This is a genomic window from Kocuria soli, assembly GCF_003797835.1.
Lineage (GTDB): Bacteria > Actinomycetota > Actinomycetes > Actinomycetales > Micrococcaceae > Kocuria > Kocuria soli.
The window spans coordinates 21,587-45,740 of sequence record NZ_RKMF01000001.1; the positions used below are offsets into that span (position 1 = coordinate 21,587).

The following is a 24,154-nucleotide window of genomic DNA, read 5'->3' on the forward strand; positions in this document are numbered from 1 at the left end:
GAGATGTCCACCATCAATACCCTCGTGACAGAGGACCGCCGGTTGGAGATGAAAACCGCGGTATGGGTCGCGACGATCGCGTGCCTCGCGCTGATCTTCGACGGCTTTGACCTCGTCGTCTACGGCACCGTGATGCCGACCCTGCTCAACGACCCGTCCCAGATCGGTCAGCTGACCCCCAGCACGGCCGGGACCCTGGGGTCCCTTGCCCTGATCGGCGTGCTGCTGGGCTCCTTCGCCTCCGGGTTCATCGGTGACATTCTCGGGCGCAAGAAGATGCTGATGATCGGCATCGTCTGGTTCTCGATCGGCATGGCCGTCACCGCGCTGACCGGCACGGTCTTCACCTTCGGTCTGATGCGTTTCGTCACCGGCCTGGGCCTGGGCCTGGTGATCGCCACGGCCGGCCCGACCATCGCGGAGTTCGCACCCAAGGACAAGCGCGGACTGTTCAACGCCATCGTCTACTCGGGTGTCCCGGCGGGCGGCATGTTCGCCTCCCTGTGCGGCATCTCCCTGGGCGAGATGATCGGGTGGCGCGGCCTGTTCCTGATCGGGGCGACCCCGATCCTGTTCCTGGTCCCGTTGGCTGCCATGAAGTTGCCGGAGTCGCCCCGCTGGCTGCTCTCCCGCGGTCAGGAAGAACGCGCCATCGAGATCGCCCGGGAAACCGGCGTCCCGCTCGAGGACGAACTGGCCGTCCGCCGCGCCACCACGGTGCCCAAGCGCACGGGTTACCTGGCCTTGTTCACCCGGGAGTTCGGCCTGGCCACCCTGTTGATGGCCACGATGTCCTTCGCCGGGCTCCTGCTGACCTACGGCATGAACACCTGGCTGCCGCGGATCATGGAGTCCTACGGCTACGCGGACCAGAAGCTCTGGTTCCCGTTCGTGCTCAACGGTGCGGCCGTGGTCGGTGGCCTGATTGCCGCCCGCGCGGCGGACCGCAACGGCAAGCCGCAGAACATGATCGCCACGACCTTCGCGTTGGCTGCCATCTCGCTGGTCCTGATGACGTTCCAGTTCCCGCTGAGCTTGTTGTTCCTGTTCATCGGTGTGGCCGGCATCGGCATCCTGGGCACCCAGGTGCTCGTCTACGGCTTCCAGTCGAACTACTACACCTCCGAATCCCGCGGTGCCGGTGTGGCCGCCTGCGCCACCATCGGCCGGGCCGGCGGCGTGTTCGGCCCGCTGATCGGTGGGTGGCTCGTGGCGGCGGGGCTGGGTGCCACCGAACAGTTCTACGCCTTCGCGGCCGTGGCGCTGGTGGGCGCCGTGGTCACCTTCCTGGTCCCGCGCAAGCACAACACCTACCTGATCGAACGCGAGGCGGACGCCCGCGCCAAGGAGCAGGTGGCCCGGGACAAGGAACGTCAGCCCGTGGCCTGAGCGCCGCTGCTTCGAGTGTCACTGAGCTGAAATCAGCCGAGCCCGCTCGCACACGGTCCGGGGCTGGTTCGTCGACGTCGACGAACCAGCCCCGGACCGTGTGCGTTCAGAAGCTGGGGCCGGACCCCGGAAGACTGTGCGACCTCACAACTTCCCAATTTCTCCCGCGATCGCGGCGTGCAGATCCCGCAGGCTCTCCCGCGAGGCCGCCACGAGAATCACGGAAGTCCCCTTGACTGGCGCGGACAGCGCGTCACGCAACCCCGCAAGATCCGAGACCGCGGTGGCCGGGACCCCGTACGAAGCGCACAGGGCGCGGAGGTCGACTTCGGGCCGTGTTCCGAAGAACCGTTCCACCGTGGCCGACCATGCCGGTTCCTCCCCGAGCGCTCCGTGCTCGAGGGTCGAGAAGATCCCCCCGCCGCGGTCGTCGAGCACCACGAGCTGGAAGTCGGGGCGGTGCTCCGCGGCCAGGTGCAGAAGTGATCCCGCATCGTGTAGGAAGGTCAGGTCCCCGAGCAGCACGCGCACGGGCGAACCCGTTGCCAATGCGGCACCGGCTGCGGTCGCAATCGTCCCGTCGATGCCGGCCAGACCGCGGTTCGCCAGGACGGTGAGCGGGCCGCGCGCGGGCTCGGCCGCAAGGTCGAGGTCCCGCACGGGATTGGAGGAACCCGCCACCAGCACCGACGCATGACGGGCGGCGGTCCGCCAGACCTCCCGAGCCACCACGGGCCCGGGGAGGTGACCCGGTACGGTCCGCCGGGAGAGTTCGGCAGCGAGTGACTCCTCGGCACGAGCCGCCAGGTCCTGCCAGGCCGGCAACCAATCCGCTCCGCCGGACCCGGTGAACTCCAGGACCTCGTCCGAGGTGCGCAGCACGGTCTCCCGACGACGGCCGTCGTCGTACCACGCCACCGGACGCGGCTGCCAGGCCGCGGTGTGCACGTCGGGGCGTGCCAGCAGGCGACCGACCGGCCTGGACAGGGTGGGGCGCCCCACGAGCAGGACGCGTTCGATGCCGGCCCCGAGCTCGGACTCCAGGAGGAGCCGGTACGGGCCCACCGCGTTGGGACCGTACCGGGCGTTCGAAGAGGGTTCGGCGAACAGCGGGAGGCCCAGGAACTCGGCCAGTTCGGCCGCCGCGGGACCCGCGCCGTCGCCGGCCAGGACGACGCTCCGAGCGACTCTGGTGGGTGGTTTCGACGCGGCCCAGACACCGGAGGGGACGTCCACGGCGAAGGACGGCGTGGGGCCCGGACCGGAGCACCGGGACCTTTCGTCGGGTGCCGTCCGGGACTGGACGCCCTCCCCCAGCGGTGGTTGCAGCGGTTCCCGCAGGGCCACGTTGACGTGCACGGGGCCCGGTGGAGTTCCTCCGTCACCCGTGAGTGCGGCCACCACCGATTCGAATGCCCGAGCCACCGCGGCCGTCGTCTCGCGCTCCCCCGACCCCGGTTCCACCACGACGTCGACGGCGGCCCGCACGTGATCCGAGAAGATCCCCGGCTGCCGCGTGGTCTGGTTGGCCCCCGTGCCCCGCAACTCCGGCGGCCGGTCGGCGGTGAGCAGAACCAGCGGCACCTCTGCGTGGTCTGCCTCCATCACGGCGGGCAGGAGATTGCCCACGGCGGTGCCCGACGTGGTGACGACGACGGCGGGCGCCCCCGTCGCGCGGGCAGCACCGAGTGCGTGGAATCCCGCCGAGCGTTCGTCGAGACGCACGTGGGTCGCCAGGTCACCGCCGTCGCGGGAGGCAGCGGCGTACACGAACGGGGCCGACCGGGATCCGGGTGCGAAGAAGAACTGCCGGGCACCGGCACCGACCAGTTGGTCGAGAACGGCGGCGGCGGTCAGGAGGGATTCGGTGCTCACCGTCTCACCCTACTGACCGCCGCCGTTCTCACACGTTCCGACTTCTCAGCCCTCCCGGGCAGGGTATGGCCGATCAGGGCCGGACAATCGGGGCTCAGTCCTCCGCGTAGGTGCGCGGAGCCTTGCGGGCCTTGTTCCGCAGTTCCTCCGTGGCCTTGCCCCGGTAGCTCTCCTGCTTCGGTCCGCGCGGCCCGTTGCCCTTGCCCTTGCCCTTGTCCTTGCCCTTGTCCTTGCCGAACGGGTCCTTCCCCTTCTTGACGGGGAACACCTGGACCACGGACGGACGGGCGAACCCGAACTGGCCTTCGCCCTCGCGGGTGGGCAGCACGTAGTCGGGGAAGTAGGAACGGGGCTCCTCGAAGGAACCGTCCTCCCCGGGGTGCTGGACGGAGACGTAGACCATGTCGTCCTTGTCGTGGATGACCGGTCCGCAGGTCTCGGCGTCCTGGGGAACCGAGAGGAACTGCTGGGTCCGGCCCCGGTTCTCACCGGTGAGTTCCACCCGGAACAGACCGTCGTTGAACCCGATCGTGCTCGGTGCGCCGTCGGTCGAGATCCACAGGTTCCCCTGCGAGTCGAAGGCCAGGTTGTCCGGGCAGGAGATCGGCGAGACCTTGTCCGTGGGGAATCCCGCGAAGTACGCGGTGGAGTCCTTGGCGGGGTCACCGCAGACCATGAGGATGTCCCACTGGAACGTGGTTCCGGCGCTGTTCGGATCGTCCTCGGTGAGCTCGATGACGTGGCCGTCGCGGTTGTTGGTCCGCGGGTTGGCCTCGTCGGCGCCGGCCTTGCCGGGTTCGCCGCGCTTGGTGTTGTTGGTGCAGGCAACGTAGACCTTGCCGGTGTGCGGGTTCGGTTCCACGTCCTCGGGGCGATCCATCTTGGTGGCCCCGGCCTTGTCGGACGCCAGGCGGGTGAACACGAGCACCTCGTCCACCGCCATGCCCTCGACCTTGGACTCGCCGTCGACCACAAGGGGCAGCCATTCGCCCTTGCCGTCGAAGACGCCGTCGGCGGGCCGCCGGCCCGATCCGTCGATCTCACCCTCCGAGTTGCCCGTGAACTTGGCCACGTACAGGTCCCCGGAGGACAGCAGCGTCATGTTGTGGGCGCGGTCGCCCTCCACGTACTTGTCCTCGGCCACGAACTTGTACAGGTACTCGAAGCGTTCGTCGTCGCCCGAATACGCGACCACGGTCCCGTCACCGGCCACGTAGACGTTGGCGCCTTCGTGCTTGAAGCGCCCCAGGGCGGTGTGCTTGACGGGCGTGGAGGACGGATCGGACGGATCGATCTCCACGACGTAGCCGAACCGGTTGACCTCGTTCTCGTACCCTTCGTTGTTGCCGTCCCATCGCGGGTCCACCAGGTCCCAGCGGCGCTCGGGGGGCTCGGTGGGCAGGCCGTACCGCGTGTTCTCCATGGTCTCGGTGCCGGAGAGCACGTTCTGGATGTTCTCCTCACCCGACAGGACCGTGCCCCACGGGGTCACGCCACCCGAGCAGTTGTTCTGGGTACCCAGGACCGTCTTGCCCTCCGGGTCGGCGACGGTCTTGAGCAGGTCGGAGCCGGCCGCCGGGCCGTCCACCGTGAACGGGGTGTCGGCGGTGATGCGGCGGTTCCGCGCGCCTCCCCGGACGTACGTCCACGGCTTTCCGGCGCCGTCGCGGGTGATCTCCACGACCGCCATGCCGTGGGCGGCGATGGCCACGGCGGCGGTGTGTTCCAGGTCCGCACGCTGATTGGCGGGGAACATCAGGTTCTCGTTGGTGTACTCGTGGTTGCACACGAGCACGCCGGTGGTGCCGTCGGCGTCGGGGATGATGTCCAGGTAGTCGTTGTTGAACCCGAATTGCTTGGCCTGGGCCTCCGGGGTCTGGTTCCTGGGATCGAATTCCGGCGCGTCGTTGAACAAGGGGTCACCCCAGCGAACGATGGGCGACCACCCGTATCCGGCCGGGACGTTGAGATCGTCCACCGTTGCCGCGACGGACTCGATCGGCTCGAAGTCCAGGGCCCCGTGGCTCGCTCCCCAGTAGGCGAAGGTGGCCTGGGCCTCGGTCCGGGTTCCCGTCACGGTGACGCCCACGGTGACCGCGGCGGCAGCCCCGAGCCCCAGTGCGGCGCGGCGCGACATGGCCGTGGAGGCAACCTCCCGGAAGCTCTGGTTGGAGGAGGTGTTGCACAGTGGCTTGGTGCACTGTGAGCCGCATTTCAAGGCACAGGTCAGCGGACTCCGCTTCCCGTTCGTGTGACCGAGCATGGGCAATAGCATCCGGTTCATGGTTCCCCTTCGTCCGTGCCCTGGCGGTTGAGCCGGGCACCTCCCGTTGACAGGACTTGTCACGACGGCGCCCATAAAAGTCCCCCGCGGTGAGGTGAAACCCCACACCGCACCAACCGCAGGTGAACAACGGGCAACCATCACCACTGGTCAGCGCGCGGAGCCATGCTCCATCAACTCGTGCACGCGGCGCACGCGATCGACCCACCAGTCCCTCCGAGGCCCTTCCAGCAGAACCGGGTCGGGGTGCACGGAATCCGGGTCGAACGCATCCACCCTCAACTCCCCGTTCACGGGCCGCAGCGGGAAAGCGGTGACGTCCTCGGCCAGAAGCGCGCCCGTTCCCAGGCCGCAGGCGTACGGCAGGTTCGGCAAAGCGGCCGCCAGGGCGACCCCGGCACGCAGCCCCACGCTGGTGTCCAGGGCAGAGCTCACGACGGCGGGCAGACCGGCCTGCTCCACCACGGACAGTGCACGGCGGACCCCACCCAGGGGGGCTACCTTCACCACCACCAGGTCCGCAGCGCCCGCCCGGGCCACCGCGATCGGGTCCTCCGCTTTCCGCACGGACTCGTCCGCTGCAATGGGCACCGGCACTCCCCTGCTGTGCAGTTGCTCACGGACGGCGTACAGCCCGTCGATCCCTGCGGCCGGCTGCTCGGCGTACTCGAGGTCGTGCCGAGCCAGGCGCAGCAAGCCTTCGACGGCCTCCGGCACGGTCCACCCCTGGTTGGCATCGACCCGGATCTTGGCCCCGGGGAGTTCTGCCCGGACGGCGGCCACCCGCGCATCGTCGTCCTCGAGGGTCTGCCCGGCCTCGGCGACCTTAACCTTGACGGCCTCGATCCCGTGCCCGTAGCCCTCCAGGACCTTCGGCACCCGTGCCGCCTCGACGGCTGGGACGGTGGCGTTGACCGGGACCGACGCGCGGACCGGCTCCGGAAAGCCGGACCAGGCCGCTTCCAGACAGGCCCGGTACCAGGCCAGTGCCTCGGCGTCGTCGTACTCGGGGAACGGCGCGAACTCGCCCCACCCTGCGGGACCGTGGATCAGCACCGCCTCCCGCTCGGTCACACCACGAAACCTGACCGTCAAGGGAAGGCGCACGACGACGGCGCAGTCCAGGACGTATTCGAGCCCGACGGGAGGAAGGCCGGGAGAAGGGGTAACGGTGGGCAGGTCGGTCATGGGCACACCCTATGCCGGACTCCACCGCGATCTTGCCCAGGCCCTCTTCAGCTGGCACACAGACAACGCCGTCGACAAGGCTCGGGATTCAGGTTGTACCGAGCCTGGCCTGTCAGACTGTTGCGAACGAATTTCCCAGCGCCAATTTCCCGACGACCGCCGCACCAACCGTGCAAGGTCGCAGACCCCAGGGTTCGCACCGACCACCGGAGAGCCCGAACCGGAGGAAGTCAGTGACGTACATTCCCGCCGAGAGAGACCCCGACGGCGAGTCGAACGCGGATCGCAACCGTGAGCAGCCGACGGAGGCCATTCACACCACCCGATCGGCGCATACCAACGACCGGACGGACACGATCAGTGCCTCCTCCGACCCCTCCGTGACGCGCCCCATGCCCTCGGTCAAGGACGGGGGCAGGCGCTACGACCTCTCCCCGGATCCTGCCACCGCACCCATCGAGACCGCGCCGTGGCAGGACACCGCTCCCACGGCGCGGCAGGAACCAACACCCGCGCCGGCTCCCCGCGACGACGTGGCCCGCACGGGTGCGACGTCCCGCCCCGGTCCGTACGCCGCCCCCGGCCGGGGTCCCGGCGACGGATCCGGTGGGTACCCCGCCCAGACGGCCGGACCGGGGGCCTACCCGGCCACGGCACAGCAGGCAGCGCCCCGTGTGCCGAGCCGGGATCTCACCTTCGGGATCTTCATGGGCCAGTTGTTGCGGGCGGTATTCCTGCTGGCGGCAGCAGTCGGCGTCGCCTACTACGCGCTGCGGACCGTTCCCGGACAGTGGGCCGACGAACTGGCCCTGCAGGAGGGTGAGAAGGCGTTGGCCACGCTGCCGACGTCATGGGCTCCGTGGATCGATATGCTCCCGGTCATCGTGTGCGTGTTCTGGGGCGTGCTGACTCTGATCTTCGCCCTGGCCGCTCGCCGTTGGACGCCCCTGTTGGTGGGTTTGGTCAGTGGGCTCGGCGCGGTGGTCACGGTCCAACTGCTCAAGCGTGAATTCCTGCACAAGGCACAGTTGGGGATCCAGGAATCGGCCATGAACTCGCTGCCTTCGGGTCACACCGCGGCCGCGGCCGTCGCGGCGATGATCGCCGTCATGGTCGCTCCCGCGCGGGGACGCACGGTCGTCGCCTTCCTGGGAGCGCTCACCACCACCCTGGCCGGAGTGGCAACGGTGCTGAATTCTTGGCACCGTCCGATGGACGCCGTGGTCTCCATTCTGGTGGTGGCCTGCTGGGGCATCCTGGGTGCGTTGCTGTTGCGCTGCCTGATCCGACCGGAGCGCTGGCGCGCCAACCGCGCCCTGGGCAGCTTGATCCTGGGGATCCTGGCGCTGGCCGCCGCAGCCGCGGGCATGGCGGCCATGCAAACGGTGGCGATCGACGGCCTGGCCCTTGCAACGGGCGGTGCCGCGATTCTGGGTGTCAGTCTGGTGTGTGCTCACCAGACTGCGCGAGCGCTTCGGCCTCGGCATCGAGCAGGCTGAGCCGGTCCAGCAGGATGCGGGAGGCCCCCGCGCCGTAGGGCAATCGGAACATGGAGGCGGTGACCGGGCCCGATGACCCTTCTGCGGGCTCCTGTGCCTGCATGGCTCGGATCCGTTCGACCGCTCCGGCCATGGTCGCGGCCATGACACGTACGTCGGCGTGGTCCACGGGCAGTCCGTGTCCGGGGACCACCACGCGGTACCGCTCCAGATCGGCCAGTTGCTCCAGGGCCCCCACCCAGTCCTCGGGGAACGAGTCCTCGAAGGACGGGTCGGCGCCCTGTTCCACGACATCCCCGGCGAAGACGACGTCGTCGACACCCACCAGCACGTCGTTGTCCGTGTGACCCCGCCCCAGGGAGAAGACCAGAGCCTGTCGGTCGCCCAGGTCGATGCGGGTCAGGGCCGGGCGGCGGCCGGTTCCGGGCAGGTGGCGGGTGGGGACCACGATGCGCGTGTCCAGGCCGGTGCCCTCCCCCATTTCGGGTTCCAGCACCCCCACGAAAGACCTCTGGTAGTCGCCGTAGGTCTCGATGGCCTGGGCCGCAGCGCGGTGTGCCCAGAAGTCCGTGGCACCCGCTCGTTGGAAGACCGCGTTGCCCATGTAGTGGTCGAAATGCGCGTGGGTGTTCAGCACGACCAGTGGCAGCTGGGTGACCTTGCGGACCGTCTCCAGAATGGCGCGCCCCTGGCGGGGGCCGGCGCCCGTGTCGATCACCAGGGCACGTCCCTGCCCCACGATCAAACCGGAGTTCAGTCTCCAGTTCTCCGTGGTGATGACGTGGACGTCGCGTCCGACCTCGTTGATGGTGATCACCGTGACAGGGTACGGCACGGCCCCCGAGCACAGGATCTGTGAACTGACGTACGGTGTGGGCCATGACCGAGATCACCCGTGCCCCCGGCCCGGACTCCCGTCCGGGATGTGGTGTGGGGCGATACGCACCGTCCCCCTCCGGTGACCTTCACATCGGGAATCTCCGGACCGCCGTCCTGGCGTGGGCCTTCGCCCGCGCCGCCGGAAAAGGTTTCGTGTTACGCATCGAAGATCTGGACCGTGTGCGTGCGGGGGCCCGCGAACGTCAGCTCGCCGACCTCGAGGCCGTCGGACTCGACTGGGACCCGCCGGTGGTGGTGCAGTCCGATCGCGAACCGGAGCACCGCGCCGTCGTCGCGGACCTGACGCGGCGCGGACTGACCTACGAGTGCTTCTGCACCCGCCGCGAGATCCAGGCGGAAATCGCAGCGGCAGGCGGCGCACCGCACGGGGCACCGGGCGCCTACCCGGGCACCTGCCGGGACCTTTCCGCCGCCGAACGGGAGCGACGACGCCGCGACAGGCCACCGGCCGTCCGCCTCCGGGCCCAGGCGCAGGAGGTCACCGTGGTGGACCGGTTCGCGGGCCAGGTGACCGGAACCGTGGACGACATGGTGCTGCTGCGCAACGACGGGCGCCCCGCCTACAACTTGGCGGTCGTGGTCGACGACGCCCACCAGGGTGTCGACCAGGTGGTTCGCGGCGACGACCTGCTGCTGTCCGCACCCCGGCAGGCACATCTCGCGGACCTGTTGTCCCTGCCCCGGGTCACATACATCCACGTCCCCCTGGTCGTCAACGCAGAGGGTGCGCGTTTGGCAAAGCGCGACGGAGCTGTAACCCTGGAGGACCTACAAGCGGCGGGATTCGGCGTGCCGGACGTCATGGGGTGGATCGGTCGGTCCCTCGGGCTCCCCGGCTCCGTCGCCACGGCATCGGATGTCCTGGACTCATTCACTCTGCTCGATCTCACGGGCGGCCCGTGGGTCTTCCACCCTCCCGGAAAACTCTCGGACTCCGGCGTCCAGCCGTAGACCGACGACGAAAGGAATCACATGGTTGACTTCGGCTCAGGCTTCTGGTGGATGCTTGCCGCCATCGGCCTGTACTTCGCCGCGATGCTGGGCGTGGGTGTCTGGGCATCTCTGAAGACCCAGGACAAGGACGACTACATGATCGGCGGGCGCAACTTGCCGCCTGCCGTGGCGGCCCTGTCCGCGGGAGCATCTGACATGTCCGGCTGGCTGCTCATGGGTCTTCCGGGCGCCCTTTACATGGGTGGCATGGTCCAGGCCTGGATTGCGATCGGCCTGACCGTGGGTGCGTGGGTCAACTGGAAGATCGTGGCCCCGCGACTGCGCGTCTTCACGGAGAAGTACGGAAACTCCATCACGCTGCCATCGTTCTTCGGCAACCGTCTGGTCCGCGGAGGCCGCGCGCTGCGCATCGTGTCCGGTCTGGTCATCCTGGTCTTCTTCACGTTCTACATCTCCTCCGGAATGGTGGCCGGAGGTAACTTCGCGACCTCGGCCTTCGGTGCCGCTTTGGAACAGACCGCGGGGTGGGACAGCGACACCACGTATCTGGTCGGCATGTGCGTGATCGCCGGTGTGACGATCTTCTACACCCTTATCGGCGGGTTCCTGGGCGCGACCTACACCGACTTCTTCCAGGGCGCACTGATGTTCCTGGCTCTGCTCACGGTCCCCGTGGTGGTCCTGTTCATGGTGGGGGACCCCGGGCGCATCGTCGAGAGGGTGGACCAGGTCCACCCCGGTGCGTGGAACCTGTTCGACTTCGACGCCGCCGGTGGACTGATCGTGGTCATCTCCCTGATCGCCTGGGGCCTGGGTTACTTCGGCCAGCCCCACATCCTGGTCCGGTTCATGGCGCTGAGCTCGCACGACGACGCTGTGGCGGGGCGCCGTGTGGGCGTCGGTTGGATGCTGCTGTGCGTGCTCGGTGCCATGTTCACCGCGCTGTTCGCCATTCCGCTGGTCGATTCCGGCCGCCTGGCGCTGACCAACGAGGAGACGGCGGAGACCGTGTTCCTGGACTCGGCCATCGGCCTGTTCCCTGCGTTCCTGGCGGGGTTGGTCCTGGCAGCCGTGCTCGCGGCCATCATGTCGACCGTGGCGTCCCAGCTTGTGGTGACGGCGTCGGCGCTCGTGGAGGACCTGGCGCTGCTGTTCCGCAAGGAGACGCTGTCCCCGAAGGCTTCGCTCTGGCTCAGCCGCGCCGGGGTTTTCGTCGTCGCCCTGGTGGCCATGGCCATGGCCTTCAACCCCTCCGAATCGATCCTGAACCTGGTCGGTTTCGCCTGGGCCGGGTTCGGCGCCGCGTTCGGCCCGATCACCCTGCTCGCCCTGTACTGGCGCAAGCTCACGGGCGTGGGGGCCATTGCCGCCATGATCACGGGTGCCGCGGTGGTGTTCATCTGGCCGAACACCCCCTGGTCGGACCTGTACGAATTGGCTCCGGGCTTCATCGCAGCCACCGTGGCCGCCGTCGTGGTCTCGTTGATCACCTACCGCGCGGATCCCGGCGTGGATCAGCACTTCGACGACGCCGTGGCCATGTCCCACCGGGGCCTGCCCGCTGACTCGGAGCCCGCCTCCGAGTCAACAACCGAGAGCGCAATCGGACCCGCCTCCGGGAGCGCCGCGTCTGGTGCTGCGTCGTCAGCCTCCTCGACGGCAAGATCGGGCGATTCCGCCGCCACCAACTCCGGGGCGGCCTCGACCGATCTCCCCTGGGCCAAGCCCCAGGCGTGATCAGGAGCTCCAACCAAAAAAGGCGGGCGACCGGTCGTAACCGGTCGCCCGCCTCTTTTGCGTCCCGGGGTGGTCAGAAGCCCAGGGAGTTGAGGGAGGACTTGAGCGCCTCCGCGGAGTTCTTGAGCTGCTGGATCTCGCCGTCGGACATGGGCACGGGCAGCTGCTGCAGGACACCCGCGCGGCCGACCACGGAGGGCACGGAGAGCGCCACTCCGCTGATGCCCTGGTAGTCGTCCAGGATGGTGGAGACGGGCATGACCGCGTGGTGGTCGGCCAGAATGGCCTGGCAGATGGAGCCGCCCGCCATACCGATCGCGTAGTTGGTGGCGCCCTTGCCCGCGATCACGGAGTACGCGGCGTGCATGACCTCGTCGGCGATCTTCTCCCGGACCTCTTGCGGGAAGGCCAGTTCCCCGTTCTCCCCCCGCCAGTCGACCAGGGGCACGGTGCCGATGTTGGCGATGGACCACAGCGGGAACTCGGTGTCACCGTGCTCGCCGACGATCATGGCGTGCACCGAGGTCGGGGAAACACCGGCTTCCTCGGCCAGGCGCAGGCGAAGGCGGGAGGTGTCCAGAACCGTGCCCGAGGACATGACCCGTTCCTTTGGCAGGCCCGAGAGTTCGCGGAACACGCTGGTCAGCACGTCACACGGGTTGGTGACCAGAACGTAGATGGCATCCGGAGCGGCTTCGAGCAGTTTGGGCGTCAGGGCACGCAGGATGTCCACGTTGGCCCCGGCCAGCTCCAGGCGCGGCTGTCCCGGCTTCTGCTTGGCGCCGGCGGTGATGACCACGATGTCCGACCCGTTGAGGATGGAGACGTCATCCGATCCCGTGACAACGGTGGACGGAGAGAACATGGCACCGTGGGACAGGTCGGCGGCCTCCGCGCGGACCTTGTCCCCGGCGACGTCGTAGATCGCGATCTCGCGGGCGATGCCGCGGATCTGGCAGAAGTAGGCCAAGGACGAGCCCACGGCACCGGCGCCGACGATGCCGATCTTGGAGCGTCGATCGGACTGCGTGCCCGTGGACCAGCTGGACGGTGCGGTTGCTACGGCATTCGGCTCGGACATCAGGTCCCCTTCGTTGAGGTCGAGGTCGTCGGCTCGTGTGCCGACATCGCGGGCTTTCCACCCGACGCGCATCAGTTTCCAACAACATCGCAACGGGCGGCAAGGTATTGCCGCCCGTTGCCGATATTTCCCCAATCATTTCCTTGGGTTCATGTGAGGTTGGTTGCGAATCAGCAGTGGTAGGTGTCCGTGGGTGCCTCGAAATGGACGTCATAGCCCTGCGGAACGGACAGCCCGAAGGCCTGCGCCAGCCCCAGGATCTTGTTGGCGCGGGCCACCCTCGGCAGGTCGGACCCGTTGCGGATCTCCCCGCCCGCGGCGGTGAACTCGGTGAGGAATTCGCTGGCCCAGGTCATCTCCTGGAGCGACGGGGACAGGCCTTCGTTGACGGTCGCGGCCTGTTCCGGCATCAGGCACAGCTTGCCGGTCATACCGAACTCGGCGGTCACGGCGGCGGCCTCGGCCAGCTTGGCCCCGAGCGCCCCGACCGACGGGCCGTCGATGGGTCCGGGAAGGTTGGCCGCGCGGGAGGCGATCGTGAACTGCGAGCGCGTGTACGCCAGGGTCAGCGGGTTGTCCCCGAAGCCCGTGTCCCGCCGGTAGTCGCCCAGACCGAAGCCCAGGCGGTAGGTGGAGCGGGCGGCGGCGATCGACGGCAGCGCCTGGACACCCCGTGCGGTTTCCACCAGGGCGACGATCTTCACGTCCTGCAAGGCTTCTGCGGTTCGGGTCACGTGCTCGGGGCTTTCGACCATGGCGAGCATGACGCCGTCGAGCCCCGGGACGCCCGCGAGTGCTGCCAGGTCCTCGGCCCACCACGGTGTGCCGAAGCCGTTGATGCGCACCCATCCGCGGCGCCGGTGGCCGGACTCGTCCAGACCGGAGAGCCAGTCGACCACGGCCTGCCGGGCCTGGTCCTTGCCCGCCGGCGCCACGGAGTCCTCGATGTCGTAGACGACGACATCGGCGTCGCTGGCCGCTGCGGGTGCGAAGCGGTCGGGCTGTGCCCCGTTGACCAGGAGCCAGGAGCGGGCGAGTTCCGGGCCGATCGCGGGACGGGTGGGAGCCTGCCCGGTTGCTTGGGTGTCGGTCTCGGTCCAGGTGGGGGTTTCGGTGGCTGTTGCGCTCATGTCGATCGTTCCTTCGTGTTGGGGCTCGAGTCCGTGAGCCCGTTGTGAGCTCCGCCGGGTGACCTTCGATCCCCTCGGCCATCCGACCGTCATCGGCCGGGGTGCCAACGGCCCGTGACGGGCAAGCGGTGGCGGGCGTGAACCCGTTCGAGGGGAGCGCCGGATCATCCGGCCGGAGAGAGAAACCTCAGGGTCTGAGCACTGTCCGTGGGCGTGCTCCCGGACCCGGGAGGTTCTGCCCCGCGAGGCCCGGAATCCGCGAGTGTGCGGACGAGCCTGCCTGACGCCGAGGCGCTGCCGTGAGAACCAATCCGATGCGTGAACTCACCGCGGGGCTTGCAAACGATGGGGACTACACTACCCCAGAAACAGTGACCCAGACCACATTCATCCAACCGCCGGACCGGCGGAGGGATCACATGCGGGACTTCGTTCGCGCCGTGGCCGGGGCCGACCACGGGTCCTCGGGCCAGGGGTGTTTGGGATAGCGGCCTCGCATCTCAGCCCGGACCTGGGCGTACGGCCCCTCCCAAAAGGACCGGAGGTCCGCGGTGATGGCCAGTTCCCGGCCGGCCGGGGAGAGCAAGTGGAACAGGACGGGGACACGGCCATTGAGGACCCCCGGCGATTCCGCGAGCCCGAAGCACTCCTGCAGCTTCACGCGGACCACGGGCTGATCGCCGTCCCAGTGCACGCGGTGGGACGCCCCGGAGGGAACCTGGATCCGTTCGGGCACGAGTTCCTCGAACCGCGTGGCCTCCGGCCAGGGCAGGAGGCGGCGCAGTGCGCTCTGCAGGTCAATGCGGGACACACTCGCGCCGCGGGCCACGGCTGCGATCTCCGGGGCCAGCCATTCGTCCAGCCGTGCGGTGAGGCTCTGGTCGTCCACCGCGGGCCAGGGGTCCCCGAGATGCTTGTGTGCTGCCGCAAGGCGGGCCCGTAGCTGCGCGGTCCCGTCCGACCAGGGCAGGACGTCCAGGCCCTGGGTACGCAGCGCCGTTCGAATGGCGGGTTGGGCCTGTTCCGGGTCGGGCCTGACCGGGGTGCTCGAGAGTTCGATGGCGCCCACGGCCTTGACGCGGCGTGCCGTGGCCTTGCCGTCGGCGAAGCGCACTCTGACCTCGTCCACGACCAGGGACCCACCGACGGCGACGGCGACCTCTTGGGTCAGCGGTGCAGCCGACCGGATCATGGCACCCGTCCCGGCCGCGGCTCTGCCCGTTGCCCGGGAGACCTCGGCCACCGCGAGCCAGTCATGGTGGCGCAGCGCCGAATCGCTCGGCAGGCCCGCCCTGGTCCCGCCCGCGAACAGGTAGGAGTCCCCGTCCCTGCGCGCGATCCATTCGGGGCGAGCCAGGGCGACGACGGCGGCGTCCGGGTTCGTCGCCAGTGCCTCTGCGGCCGCCGCGTCGAGCGGACGGACGGACGCGTCCTGGTCATCGAACCGGCCACTCAGTCGTGCCAACCGGTCCGCTTCACGCCGCCAGGCTCGGGCATCGCCCGCGCCGCGTGTCCTCCCGGCGTCACTCCTCCGTAGGTGGGTGAGCAGACCGGTCAGGTCCCCACCCGTGGGACGGTGGTCGCTGGCCAGGACCGCCACCACCTCGGCCGCGGTCCGTCGACCCACCAGGTGGGCGCCGTCGAGCAGCGCTCGGGCCGACCGCGGGTCCGCGGGTACCCCAGCCAGCCTGTGGCCCAGAGGGGTCGCGCGACCGTCGTCGTCGACCGCACCCAGGCCTCGCAGGGCCCCCTCGGCTTCCCGTGCGGCCCGTTCCGGCAAGGGATCGGGCAAGCTCAACCCGACGCCGCGCGGCGTGCCCCACACGGCCAGCGTCAACATCGCGTCCGTCAGGTCACCCGTGGCGATCTCGGGAGCCGACTGTTCGGGCATGGCCGCCCACGTACGCTCGTCATGGCAGCGGACCACCTGCCCCGGCCCCAAGCGGGCGGCGCGTCCCGCACGTTGGTCCGCCGAGGCCTTGGACGCCGCGACCGTGACCAGCCCGGACATGCCGCGCACCGTGTCTCGCCGAGGCTCCCGCGACAATCCGGAATCCACGACCATCCGCACGCCGGGCACCGTCAAGGAGGACTCGGCCAGTGCCGTGGACACGACGATTCGCGCTCGTTCGTTCGGTCCGCGGCCGGACACCGCGCGGTCCTGGGAGCGCGAGTCGATCCGCCCGTGCAGTTCGAGAACCTCCACGGCCTCCGGGTCCACGGTTGCGCGGATCCGTTCGGCCACCCGGGCGACCTCCCAGGCACCCGGGAGGAACACGAGAACATCCGAATCACCGAGCCCGCCCCCGGCCCCTCGCCTGGCCCTGACCGTCGTGTCCGCGACGTGATCCAGGAAGCCTCGGGTCACGCCCCGTTCGTCGATCCGGGGCCCGTCGTACGGGGCCCACCGGGTCTCCAACGGGTGCAGTACGGAAGGGCAGGTCACGACGGCGGCCGGTTCCCCGGCGTCGTCGGGCAGGGATGCCGCGAAGCGGTCCGTGTCCAGCGTGGCCGACATGACCACGAGTTTGAGTTCCGGTCTCAGTTGCCGGACTTCGGCCAACATGCCGAGCAGGAGGTCGGTGTCCAGGCTGCGTTCGTGGACCTCGTCCAGGACCACCGCGGAGATTCCCGGGAGGTCGGGGTCCGCCAGAACGCGGAGCAGCAGGATCCCGGGGGTCACGAACTCGACCACCGTGGCCGACCCGGTTTCCCGCTGACCGCGGACCGTGAACCCCACCCGGTCCCCCACCGCGGTTGCGCTGAGGTGCGCCAGCCGGGAGGCCGCGGCGCGAGCCGCCACGCGCCGCGGCTGCGTCACGACGACGCGCCCCGGCAGGTTCGCGCCCGCGGTGTCCGTATGGGCGCTGCCCAGCAGGTTGGCCACCAGGGGCGGGAGGTAGGTCGTCTTGCCGGTTCCGGGTGGCGCCTGGACGATCACGGCTCCATTGCCCAACACCCTGCCGAACTCCTCCGCAATCGCGGTCACGGGCAGGCCCGCACCGATGCGGGCGAGGTCGAAGGGCAGGGGAAGGTCGGTCACGGGTTCAGTGTGGCAGGCGACTGTCGCAAGGCTTGCACGACCTCGGCCGCGATGCGCCCGACGGCGGCGTGGGCAAGTGGCTGCTCCTGAGCTGCACGCGCCGACCGGGTCAAGACGCTGATCACCACTGGGGACTCACCGGGGTGAGTGACCACTCCAGCTTCATGTCGGTACGGGCCCCACGTGCCGGTCTTACCCGCCACCTCCACGCCGTCATAGGCGAATCCGCTGGCCAATCGATGCCGGAAGAGTTGCTGGCCGAGGGTCACACGCAACCAGTTGCACCACGTCGGATTCGCTATCTCATCAGTCCAGATGCGTTGCAGAATTCCTCGCAGGTCGGCGGCTGTGGCCAGACTGAAGAGCTTGACGTCGAATTCTCCGGCACTCATGTCGGGGCGCTGCTCTGCCCAGATGTCATGGTCGCGCCCCGGCCAACCGTCAGTGACCAACTCCTGTGGTTCAGCGATTCGTGTTGCCCGCAGTCCCCACCGGGCGATGGTTTCCCCCACGAGGTCCTCGCCCAGGTCTCTCCAGATGAACTGGGCAGCCGCATTGTCGGACACGGTCAACATCGAACGGACCAGGTCGCGATAACTCACCTCCACCGGGTCCTCAAAAAGGCTGAAGCCGGTAGGACCTGGGGCCATCTGCGGCCCGTGTACGACGATCCTGCGGAGGGGGTTCACCTCTTGGCGGGCGATGGCTTCGATCCATACGGCAGCCAGCACGAGTTTGTACGTCGATGCCGCCACCCACACCGTGTCCGCTCGGACTTCGAATGTTGTCCCCGACCCGGTGTGCAGCGCACTGACTGCAAACTCAACTGAGGCGTCGTCGGCGATTGCTTCCAAGGTGGCCCGCAGCCAATTCATTGGTCGCCTCCAAAAGCCGTTTCAAAGGCCTGGACCCACCCACCATCGGCATCAATCGAGGGGTGCGCGATGAGTTGAAACCTCAGACCCAGGAGACTTCGGTCGATCATGCGCGGTTCACAGCCTGGAAGTTCGCCGCCCAACGTGAGCGCACAACCGCCACGTGCCACGACGTCATGAGCCTCCACCGCGTTCTCCACCGGCACGCTACGGGCGATGACACCTGCTTGCCGTAATCGATCCTGGACTTCTTGTGCCTGCGCCGGGTTCCACGCTCTCGGTGCGACGGCAATTTCACTGACAACCGCACTGCGTAGTTCACCGGCAGTGCGGATCGGTTCTCCGCCGGATTGTGCCCACAACGTGGCGGTCGCCGGGAACGAGGACAAAGGCTTCACACCGGGCATCAGCACCGGAGAGACGACGACACCAACAGCCAGGGTCCCGGACCGAACATCACTCACGATTTGAGCGCTGGAATTCTGCCGGCCCGTGACGGGTTGTAGCGCCCGCAGGAGCATGGATGCCGCCAGCCCGGGAACCTCGTGTGCGAGACCCATCGCCGGAACTGCGTGTTGACCGACAGCGATGAACTCCGCCTCGGCTCGCAGGAGAGAGCGCGCCCTCATGAGCGCAGCCTGACCTTCAGGCGTCAGCGAAACGCCACCGGCGGAACGGTTGAAAACCCGGCACCCGACCTCAACCTCAAGTGTCCGAATGGCTTGAGAAAGCGCCGGTTGGGAGATCCCCAACACCTCAGCGGCCTGCCCGAAGTGCATGGTTTCACTCAGTGTCACGAAGTAGCTGGCCAGGCGGAGGCGGTTCAGAGCCACGATTGCCTCTCATAAGACATAGCTTATTGAAAACACCACATTATCAGTATGGACGCATCTTCCGTGGGTTCATACATTCGCTGCATGAACCCCGCCCCGAACTCGATTCATATGACCCGCCGCCATCTCCTGACCCTGACCGCACTGGGAGCAGGAGCATCTTCCATCACTGTGCTGAGTGGCTGCGGGTCTGGCGCCCAACGCGGGGCGAAAGACGCCGCCCAGAAGCTCGCCAACGGCCTGCAAGCCGCCGATGCCACAGATGTCCCGCTGACCCCTGCCCCCACAGACCCATCCGCGTTCTTCTCGCTAAGGATGGTCGGGGAAATGCGGCCCAGGGTCACGGTGGCAAACGTGGATGTTCAGGACACCAAGGCCACGGCCAATCTGAAGTTCGACTGGGACTCGCTCGACCCTGATCAGATCTGGAGCTACACCTCGTCAGCTGACCTGGCCCAAGACGATTCAGGCGCGTGGAACGTGCAGTGGAGTGACGCGATCGTCCACCCAGACCTCCAGGACGGCCAGGGACTCGCACTCGAACTCATCCCCGGCGAGCGCTCGGGGATTCTGGGCAATGACGATGTCCCGATCGTTTCGAATCAAGAGGTGCATGTACTGGGCATCAACAAGGCCGATCTGTCCCCGGAGGATGCCGAGACCTCAGCGCGAGAACTGGCTGAGGTCGTGGACATCCCGGTGCAGGAATACCAGGAAAAGGTTCACGCATACGGAGATGAGGCATTCGTAGAAGCCATCACCCTGCGCCGGTCAGACTTCTTGAAGCTGGACGGTCGCCGGGCCGGAGCAATTGACGGGTATGAGGTGCAGACCCGCACGATGCCGCTTGCAGTCACGAAAGGCTTCGCGGGGGCCCTCATTGGCTCAGTCCGAACTCCCACCGCCGAGGACCTGGAAACGGCGGGTGATGAACTCGACGGCGTTGATTGGATCGGCTCAGGTGGACTCCAAGAAGCCTTCGACGATCGACTACGTGCCGTGAACAGATTGCGGGTCACCGTGTCTCAACTGGATGGAGCACGCACTCCCCCAAGGCTGGAAGCATTATGGGAACAGTCCGCCGCACCGGACTCCCCACTCCGAACGACTTTGGATGTCCCGCTGCAGCGCGCCGCGGAGGAGATCATTGCCAACACCGACAGTCCAAGTGCACTCGTGGCGGTGAGAGTTTCCACGGGTGACGTGTTGGTGGCCGCCTGCGGACCCGACGACAACGCTTATCCGACGGCAACTCTCGGCCAATACGCACCGGGGTCGACTTTCAAGATTGCGACGTCGATGGCTCTTCTGCGCAAGGGCTTGACGGAGGATTCCACCGTTCACTGCACCGAGAACATTTCCGTGGACGGCCGCAGTTTCAACAACGCGGGGACCTACCTGTCCGACCATTTAGGTGACATTTCCCTGAAGGAGGCCATCGCGCAAAGCTGCAACACAGCGCTGATCGATCGGCATGAGGAAGTCAGTCAGGACGACCTGGCCGATGCCGGTGCAGCCCTCGGCATCGGCGCTGAATGGGACTTGGGCATCCCCGCCTACTCGGGCAACATCCCCCGGGACGAAACAGGTACCGAACACGCGGCCTCCATGATCGGACAGGGCAAGGTGCAGACGTCTCCGCTGGCCATGGCTATTTTTGCTGCCAGTGTGGCGGCTGGCGAGACGGTCACACCCCAGCTGCTCCCCGAGGACAAACCGGCCAAGAGCGTGTCTACGGACTTCACGTCAGCGGAGGCTGCCCAACTGCGAAGCCTGATGCGCGCCGTCGTGACCGAGGGGCATTTGCTAGACCTGGACGCCCATCCTGGCGGTGAAGTCATCGGCAAGACCGGCACGGCCGAATTCGGAGAAGCGGACCCTGATCGAGGTGGGTTCCCTCGCACGCATTCCTGGGTGATCGCTGCGCAGGCCGATCTTGCCTTCTCGGTATTCGTCGAGGACGGCGACTACGGCTCCGTCACGGGCGCTCCTCTGGCCAAGAAATTCCTCGACGCGGTTCAGTCCGTTGGCCAGACATCGTCCGGTGCCTAGCCCAACACCAGTTGCCGACGAAGCCCGACGGCCGACCAAGGCCACAGGTCACCTGGTGGCCCCTGCACCACCCACCAACTCCACCTAGACTCGACGCCGTGACCGACGCAGCTCAGAACCCGCACAACCCGCTCCCGGAGAAGATCTCCGAGACCTTCGATCCGACGCAGTGGCGCACAGTGGATGGTTTCGAAGACCTCGTGGACATGACCTACCACCGCGGCGTCGCGCGTGCCGCGGACGGCACGGTCGAACGCGACCTCCCGTGGGTCCGGATCGCCTTCGACCGCCCCGAGGTACGCAATGCCTTCCGCCCCGGCACAGTGGACGAGCTGAACCGCGTGCTGGACCACGCGCGTATGTCCTCCGACGTCGGAGCGGTCCTGCTAACCGGCAACGGCCCCTCCGCCAAGGACGGCGGCTGGGCCTTCTGCTCCGGCGGTGACCAGCGCATCCGCGGGCGCGACGGGTACCACTACGCCGAAGGCGAGACGGCGGAGTCCATCGATCCCGCACGCGCCGGGCGATTGCACATCCTGGAGGTCCAGCGCCTGATCCGTACCATGCCCAAGCCGGTCATCGCGCTGGTCAACGGGTGGGCGGCCGGCGGCGGGCACTCGCTGCACGTCGTGTGCGACCTGACCCTGGCCTCCCGTGAGCACGGAAAGTTCAAGCAGACGGACGCCACGGTCGGTTCCTTCGACGCCGGGTACGGCTCGGCTCTGCTGGCCCGCCAGGTGGGGCAGAAGTTTGCGCGGGAGATCTTCTTCCTGGCCCGCGAGTACTCGGCCGAGGACATGTTCCGCATGGGCGCGGTCAACGAGGTGGTCGACCACGCCGACCTGGAGACCGTCGGCATCGAGTGGGCAGCCATGATCTGCCGCCAGTCCCCGCAAGCCATCCGCATGCTGAAATACGCCTTCAACCTGCCCGACGACGGCATGGTCGGCCAGCAGGTCTTTGCCGGTGAGGCCACCCGCATGGGGTACATGACCGACGAGGCCGTCGAGGGGCGGGACGCGTTCCTGGGCAAGCGGGACCCGGACTGGTCGGCCTTCCCGTACTACTTCTAAGCCGTGTCGGTCCCCGAACGGTTCTCGCCCGGCACTTTCTCGCCCGAGCCCGCACAGGCCCCGGCCTCCACGGCGCTGCCCGCCGACACCCTGATCCTCGACGGACCGGATTCCGTGACCGCCCTGGGGGGCCCGGCAGGGCTTCTGACCGCGCTGCAGCGGGTTCTGGACCGGCCGGGTCCGGCCGTCGTCGTCGCCACCTCGGGCAGCACAGGACGCCCCAAACGCACCGTGCTCAGCACCGAGTCCCTGAGAGCTTCGGCCGACGCAACCGCTGAGCACACGGGCGGGCCAGGACAGTGGCTGCTGTGCCTCCCATCGCATTACGTGGCCGGCGTTCAGGTGCTGGTGCGGTCGGCCCTGGCGGACACCGAACCCGTGATCATGACCGGAGACCACTTCACCGTGGAACGGTTCGTGGCAGCCGGCTCGCAGCTCACCCATCCCACGCGGTACGTGTCCCTGGTCCCCACCCAGCTCCAACGCCTGATGTCCGCGGCCACCGAGAACGCAACCGACCAGGCCGTGGCACAGGCGTTGCGGTCCTTCACCGCCATCCTGCTGGGCGGTTCGGCGGCCTCTCCCGCGCTCTTGGAACAGGCACGGGAACTCGGGGCACGCGTGGTGACCACGTACGGCATGTCCGAGACGGCGGGGGGCTGCGTGTACGACGGCGCCCCGCTCCCCGGGGTACGGGTTCACCTGGAACAGGGCGACCAGAGCGAACCCGGCCGCATCTGGCTGGGCGGGGACGTGGTCACGGACGGGTACCTGGACGACCCGGACCAGACCGCGCGCCACGTCTTCACCGACGGGGACGGCACGCGCTGGTACCGGACGGATGACCTCGGTGAACTCGCCACGGATGGTTCTAGCAAGGTCCTGCGCGTGATCAGCCGAGCCGACGACGTCATCGTCACGGGTGGGGTCAAAGTCTCCGCCGGCGTGGTCCGGACGGTCCTGGTGAAAGACCCTCGGGTCCAGGACGCCGTCGTCGTCGCGCTGCCTGACGAGGTGTGGGGGCAGCGGATCGTGGCCCTGGTGGTGCCCCGCACCGCCGGGGACGGGCAGGCCCTGGAACGGGAACTGTCGACGGCGGTCCGCGACGCCGCGGGGGCGGCTGCGGTTCCCAAGGACTGGCGCACGCGCCACGAGATTCCGCTGTTGGCCACGGGCAAGCCCGATCTGGCCGCCGTCCGGTCCCTGTTCGCGTGAGATCCGCAGTTTCGCGGGGTCTCACCGGGTTCGTGAAAGAATGACGCGGTCCCCCGCGCCACCGCGCGCCAGGTCAGCGGATCCGTTGGCCGGCCGACGCACACCAGGTCCGCACCCTCACGTCAGGAAGGTCACCCGTGGCAACTGCCGCCCAGTGGATTGAAGGCGCACGCCTGCGCACATTGCCCATGGCGCTGGCCCCGATCATCGCGGGCACCGCCGCTGCGCAGTCCATGCACGGGGCCAATCTCAGGTTGGCACTGCTGGCGTTCCTGGTCGCGCTGTTCCTGCAAGTCGGGGTCAACTACGCCAACGACTACTCGGACGGCATCAAGGGCACCGACGACGACCGCGTGGGCCCCCTGCGCCTGGTGGGCTCCAAGGCGGCAACCCCGCGCCAGGTTCTGACCGCCGCGCTCGGGTGCTTTGCCGCCGCCGCAGTGGCCGGGGCCGCCCTGATCATCCTGTCCCAGCAGTGGTGGTTCATCGTCATCGGCATCTCGGCGGTGTTCGCCGCCTGGGGTTACACCGGGGGCAAGCGGCCCTACGGGTACCGCGGTTGGGGCGACGTGGCGGTGTTCATCTACTTCGGTCTGGTCGCCGTCCTGGGGACCACGCTGACCCAGGCCGGCGAGCTGAACCTGGACGCCTGGATCGCGGCGGTGGCAACGGGGCTGTTCGCCTGCGCGCTGCTCATGGCCAACAACATCCGCGACATCCCCGGCGACCTAGAGGTGGGCAAACGAACCCTGGCCGTTCGCTTGGGCGACCACCGCGCTCGCGTGGTCTTCGCCGCCGAGGTGGGCTTGGCCTTCGCTCTGCACCTGTTCCTGGTGCCGTTCAACGGGTGGATGCTCCTGGTCCTGCTCGCCGCGCCGATCGCCGTGGTCGCTGCCCGGACCGTGCTGTTCGCCAAGGACCGGAAGGCCCTGATTCCCGTGCTCAAGCAGTGCGGAATCCTGAACCTGGTGTGGTCCCTGTTGTTCCTGTTGGCGGTCCTGCTGCGTCAGTGGGTCTGAGGCCCGG

At 68.2% G+C, this 24,154-nt stretch carries 17 protein-coding genes; 8 read left to right on the plus strand and 9 right to left on the minus strand.

Features of this window, described 5'->3' with window-relative positions:
• The first annotated feature begins 3 nt into the window (after positions 1 to 3).
• On the plus strand, positions 4 to 1,389 hold the full coding sequence (locus tag EDL96_RS00105; RefSeq protein ID WP_123823440.1) for an MFS transporter: 1,386 nt from the start codon (positions 4 to 6) through the stop codon (positions 1,387 to 1,389).
• 144 nt (positions 1,390 to 1,533) lie between these two features.
• On the opposite strand, the gene menD is transcribed toward EDL96_RS00105, so the two are convergent.
• From menD to EDL96_RS00120, 3 genes are all read right to left on the minus strand, one after another.
• Positions 1,534 to 3,264: a 2-succinyl-5-enolpyruvyl-6-hydroxy-3-cyclohexene-1-carboxylic-acid synthase gene (gene menD / locus EDL96_RS00110; RefSeq protein WP_123823441.1), complete on the minus strand. Its 1,731-nt coding sequence runs from the start codon at positions 3,262 to 3,264 to the stop codon at positions 1,534 to 1,536.
• Positions 3,265 to 3,358: 94 nt separating this feature from the next.
• The gene (locus EDL96_RS00115) at positions 3,359 to 5,548 is read right to left on the minus strand and encodes a PhoX family protein (protein ID WP_123823442.1); all 2,190 of its coding nucleotides are present in this window, start codon (positions 5,546 to 5,548) and stop codon (positions 3,359 to 3,361) included.
• 150 nt (positions 5,549 to 5,698) lie between these two features.
• Complete coding sequence (locus EDL96_RS00120) at positions 5,699 to 6,736, minus strand: o-succinylbenzoate synthase (protein WP_123823443.1); 1,038 nt, start codon at positions 6,734 to 6,736, stop codon at positions 5,699 to 5,701.
• A 233-nt stretch (positions 6,737 to 6,969) separates the two neighbouring features.
• Here EDL96_RS00120 and EDL96_RS00125 point away from each other — a divergent pair, with 233 nt between their 5' ends.
• A complete protein-coding gene (locus tag EDL96_RS00125; RefSeq protein WP_123823444.1) occupies positions 6,970 to 8,235 on the plus strand; it encodes a phosphatase PAP2 family protein in 1,266 nt (421 codons plus the stop codon).
• On the opposite strand, the gene EDL96_RS00130 is transcribed toward EDL96_RS00125, so the two are convergent.
• Positions 8,174 to 9,052, minus strand: a complete 879-nt coding sequence (locus tag EDL96_RS00130) for an MBL fold metallo-hydrolase (protein WP_123823445.1) — start codon at positions 9,050 to 9,052, stop codon at positions 8,174 to 8,176. The two genes, EDL96_RS00125 and EDL96_RS00130, sit on opposite strands and share 62 nt — an antisense overlap.
• A gap of 62 nt (positions 9,053 to 9,114) precedes the next feature.
• Between EDL96_RS00130 and gluQRS the strand changes: the two genes are divergently transcribed.
• Both gluQRS and putP read left to right on the plus strand, forming a co-directional pair.
• Entirely contained in the window at positions 9,115 to 10,086 is a 972-nt protein-coding gene (gene gluQRS, locus EDL96_RS00135) for a tRNA glutamyl-Q(34) synthetase GluQRS (protein ID WP_123823446.1), read from the plus strand.
• A gap of 21 nt (positions 10,087 to 10,107) precedes the next feature.
• Complete coding sequence (gene putP / locus EDL96_RS00140; RefSeq protein ID WP_123823447.1) at positions 10,108 to 11,826, plus strand: sodium/proline symporter PutP; 1,719 nt, start codon at positions 10,108 to 10,110, stop codon at positions 11,824 to 11,826.
• Between the two features lie 73 nt (positions 11,827 to 11,899).
• On the opposite strand, the gene EDL96_RS00145 is transcribed toward putP, so the two are convergent.
• The 5 genes from EDL96_RS00145 to EDL96_RS00165 all read right to left on the minus strand — a co-directional run bounded on the left by EDL96_RS00145 (position 11,900) and on the right by EDL96_RS00165 (position 18,788).
• On the minus strand, positions 11,900 to 12,907 hold the full coding sequence (locus EDL96_RS00145) for an L-lactate dehydrogenase (protein WP_123823448.1): 1,008 nt from the start codon (positions 12,905 to 12,907) through the stop codon (positions 11,900 to 11,902).
• A gap of 170 nt (positions 12,908 to 13,077) precedes the next feature.
• On the minus strand, positions 13,078 to 14,037 hold the full coding sequence (locus EDL96_RS00150) for an HpcH/HpaI aldolase/citrate lyase family protein (protein ID WP_123823449.1): 960 nt from the start codon (positions 14,035 to 14,037) through the stop codon (positions 13,078 to 13,080).
• A 415-nt stretch (positions 14,038 to 14,452) separates the two neighbouring features.
• Entirely contained in the window at positions 14,453 to 17,080 is a 2,628-nt protein-coding gene (gene hrpB, locus EDL96_RS00155; RefSeq protein WP_123823450.1) for an ATP-dependent helicase HrpB, read from the minus strand.
• A complete protein-coding gene (locus EDL96_RS00160) occupies positions 17,077 to 17,955 on the minus strand; it encodes a serine hydrolase (RefSeq protein WP_123823451.1) in 879 nt (292 codons plus the stop codon). Before EDL96_RS00160 ends, hrpB begins: the two co-directional genes overlap by 4 nt.
• The gene (locus EDL96_RS00165; protein ID WP_123823452.1) at positions 17,952 to 18,788 is read right to left on the minus strand and encodes a LysR family transcriptional regulator; all 837 of its coding nucleotides are present in this window, start codon (positions 18,786 to 18,788) and stop codon (positions 17,952 to 17,954) included. Before EDL96_RS00165 ends, EDL96_RS00160 begins: the two co-directional genes overlap by 4 nt.
• Before the next feature lie 84 nt (positions 18,789 to 18,872).
• Between EDL96_RS00165 and EDL96_RS00170 the strand changes: the two genes are divergently transcribed.
• From EDL96_RS00170 to EDL96_RS00185, 4 genes are all read left to right on the plus strand, one after another.
• Complete coding sequence (locus EDL96_RS00170) at positions 18,873 to 20,840, plus strand: penicillin-binding transpeptidase domain-containing protein (protein WP_158609438.1); 1,968 nt, start codon at positions 18,873 to 18,875, stop codon at positions 20,838 to 20,840.
• Positions 20,841 to 20,983: 143 nt separating this feature from the next.
• Positions 20,984 to 21,913, plus strand: a complete 930-nt coding sequence (locus EDL96_RS00175) for a 1,4-dihydroxy-2-naphthoyl-CoA synthase (protein WP_407656886.1) — start codon at positions 20,984 to 20,986, stop codon at positions 21,911 to 21,913.
• A gap of 3 nt (positions 21,914 to 21,916) precedes the next feature.
• Positions 21,917 to 23,128 carry an AMP-binding protein gene (locus EDL96_RS00180; protein ID WP_123823455.1) on the plus strand — a complete coding sequence of 404 codons (1,212 nt, stop codon included), beginning with the start codon at positions 21,917 to 21,919 and terminating at the stop codon, positions 23,126 to 23,128.
• A 137-nt stretch (positions 23,129 to 23,265) separates the two neighbouring features.
• Entirely contained in the window at positions 23,266 to 24,147 is an 882-nt protein-coding gene (locus tag EDL96_RS00185) for a 1,4-dihydroxy-2-naphthoate polyprenyltransferase (protein ID WP_123823456.1), read from the plus strand.
• Positions 24,148 to 24,154: the final 7 nt, after the last annotated feature.

What these genes read in the sequence shown, in the direction of transcription:
- EDL96_RS00105 (WP_123823440.1), top strand. Translation starts at nt 4, where the DNA reads ATGTCCACCATCAATACCCTCGTGACAGAGGACCGCCGGTTGGAGATG.
- EDL96_RS00115 (WP_123823442.1), bottom strand. Translation starts at nt 5,548, where the DNA reads ATGAACCGGATGCTATTGCCCATGCTCGGTCACACGAACGGGAAGCGG.
- EDL96_RS00120 (WP_123823443.1), bottom strand. Translation starts at nt 6,736, where the DNA reads ATGACCGACCTGCCCACCGTTACCCCTTCTCCCGGCCTTCCTCCCGTC.
- gluQRS (WP_123823446.1), top strand. Translation starts at nt 9,115, where the DNA reads ATGACCGAGATCACCCGTGCCCCCGGCCCGGACTCCCGTCCGGGATGT.
- putP (WP_123823447.1), top strand. Translation starts at nt 10,108, where the DNA reads ATGGTTGACTTCGGCTCAGGCTTCTGGTGGATGCTTGCCGCCATCGGC.
- EDL96_RS00145 (WP_123823448.1), bottom strand. Translation starts at nt 12,907, where the DNA reads ATGTCCGAGCCGAATGCCGTAGCAACCGCACCGTCCAGCTGGTCCACG.
- EDL96_RS00150 (WP_123823449.1), bottom strand. Translation starts at nt 14,037, where the DNA reads ATGAGCGCAACAGCCACCGAAACCCCCACCTGGACCGAGACCGACACC.
- EDL96_RS00160 (WP_123823451.1), bottom strand. Translation starts at nt 17,955, where the DNA reads ATGAATTGGCTGCGGGCCACCTTGGAAGCAATCGCCGACGACGCCTCA.
- EDL96_RS00170 (WP_158609438.1), top strand. Translation starts at nt 18,873, where the DNA reads ATGAACCCCGCCCCGAACTCGATTCATATGACCCGCCGCCATCTCCTG.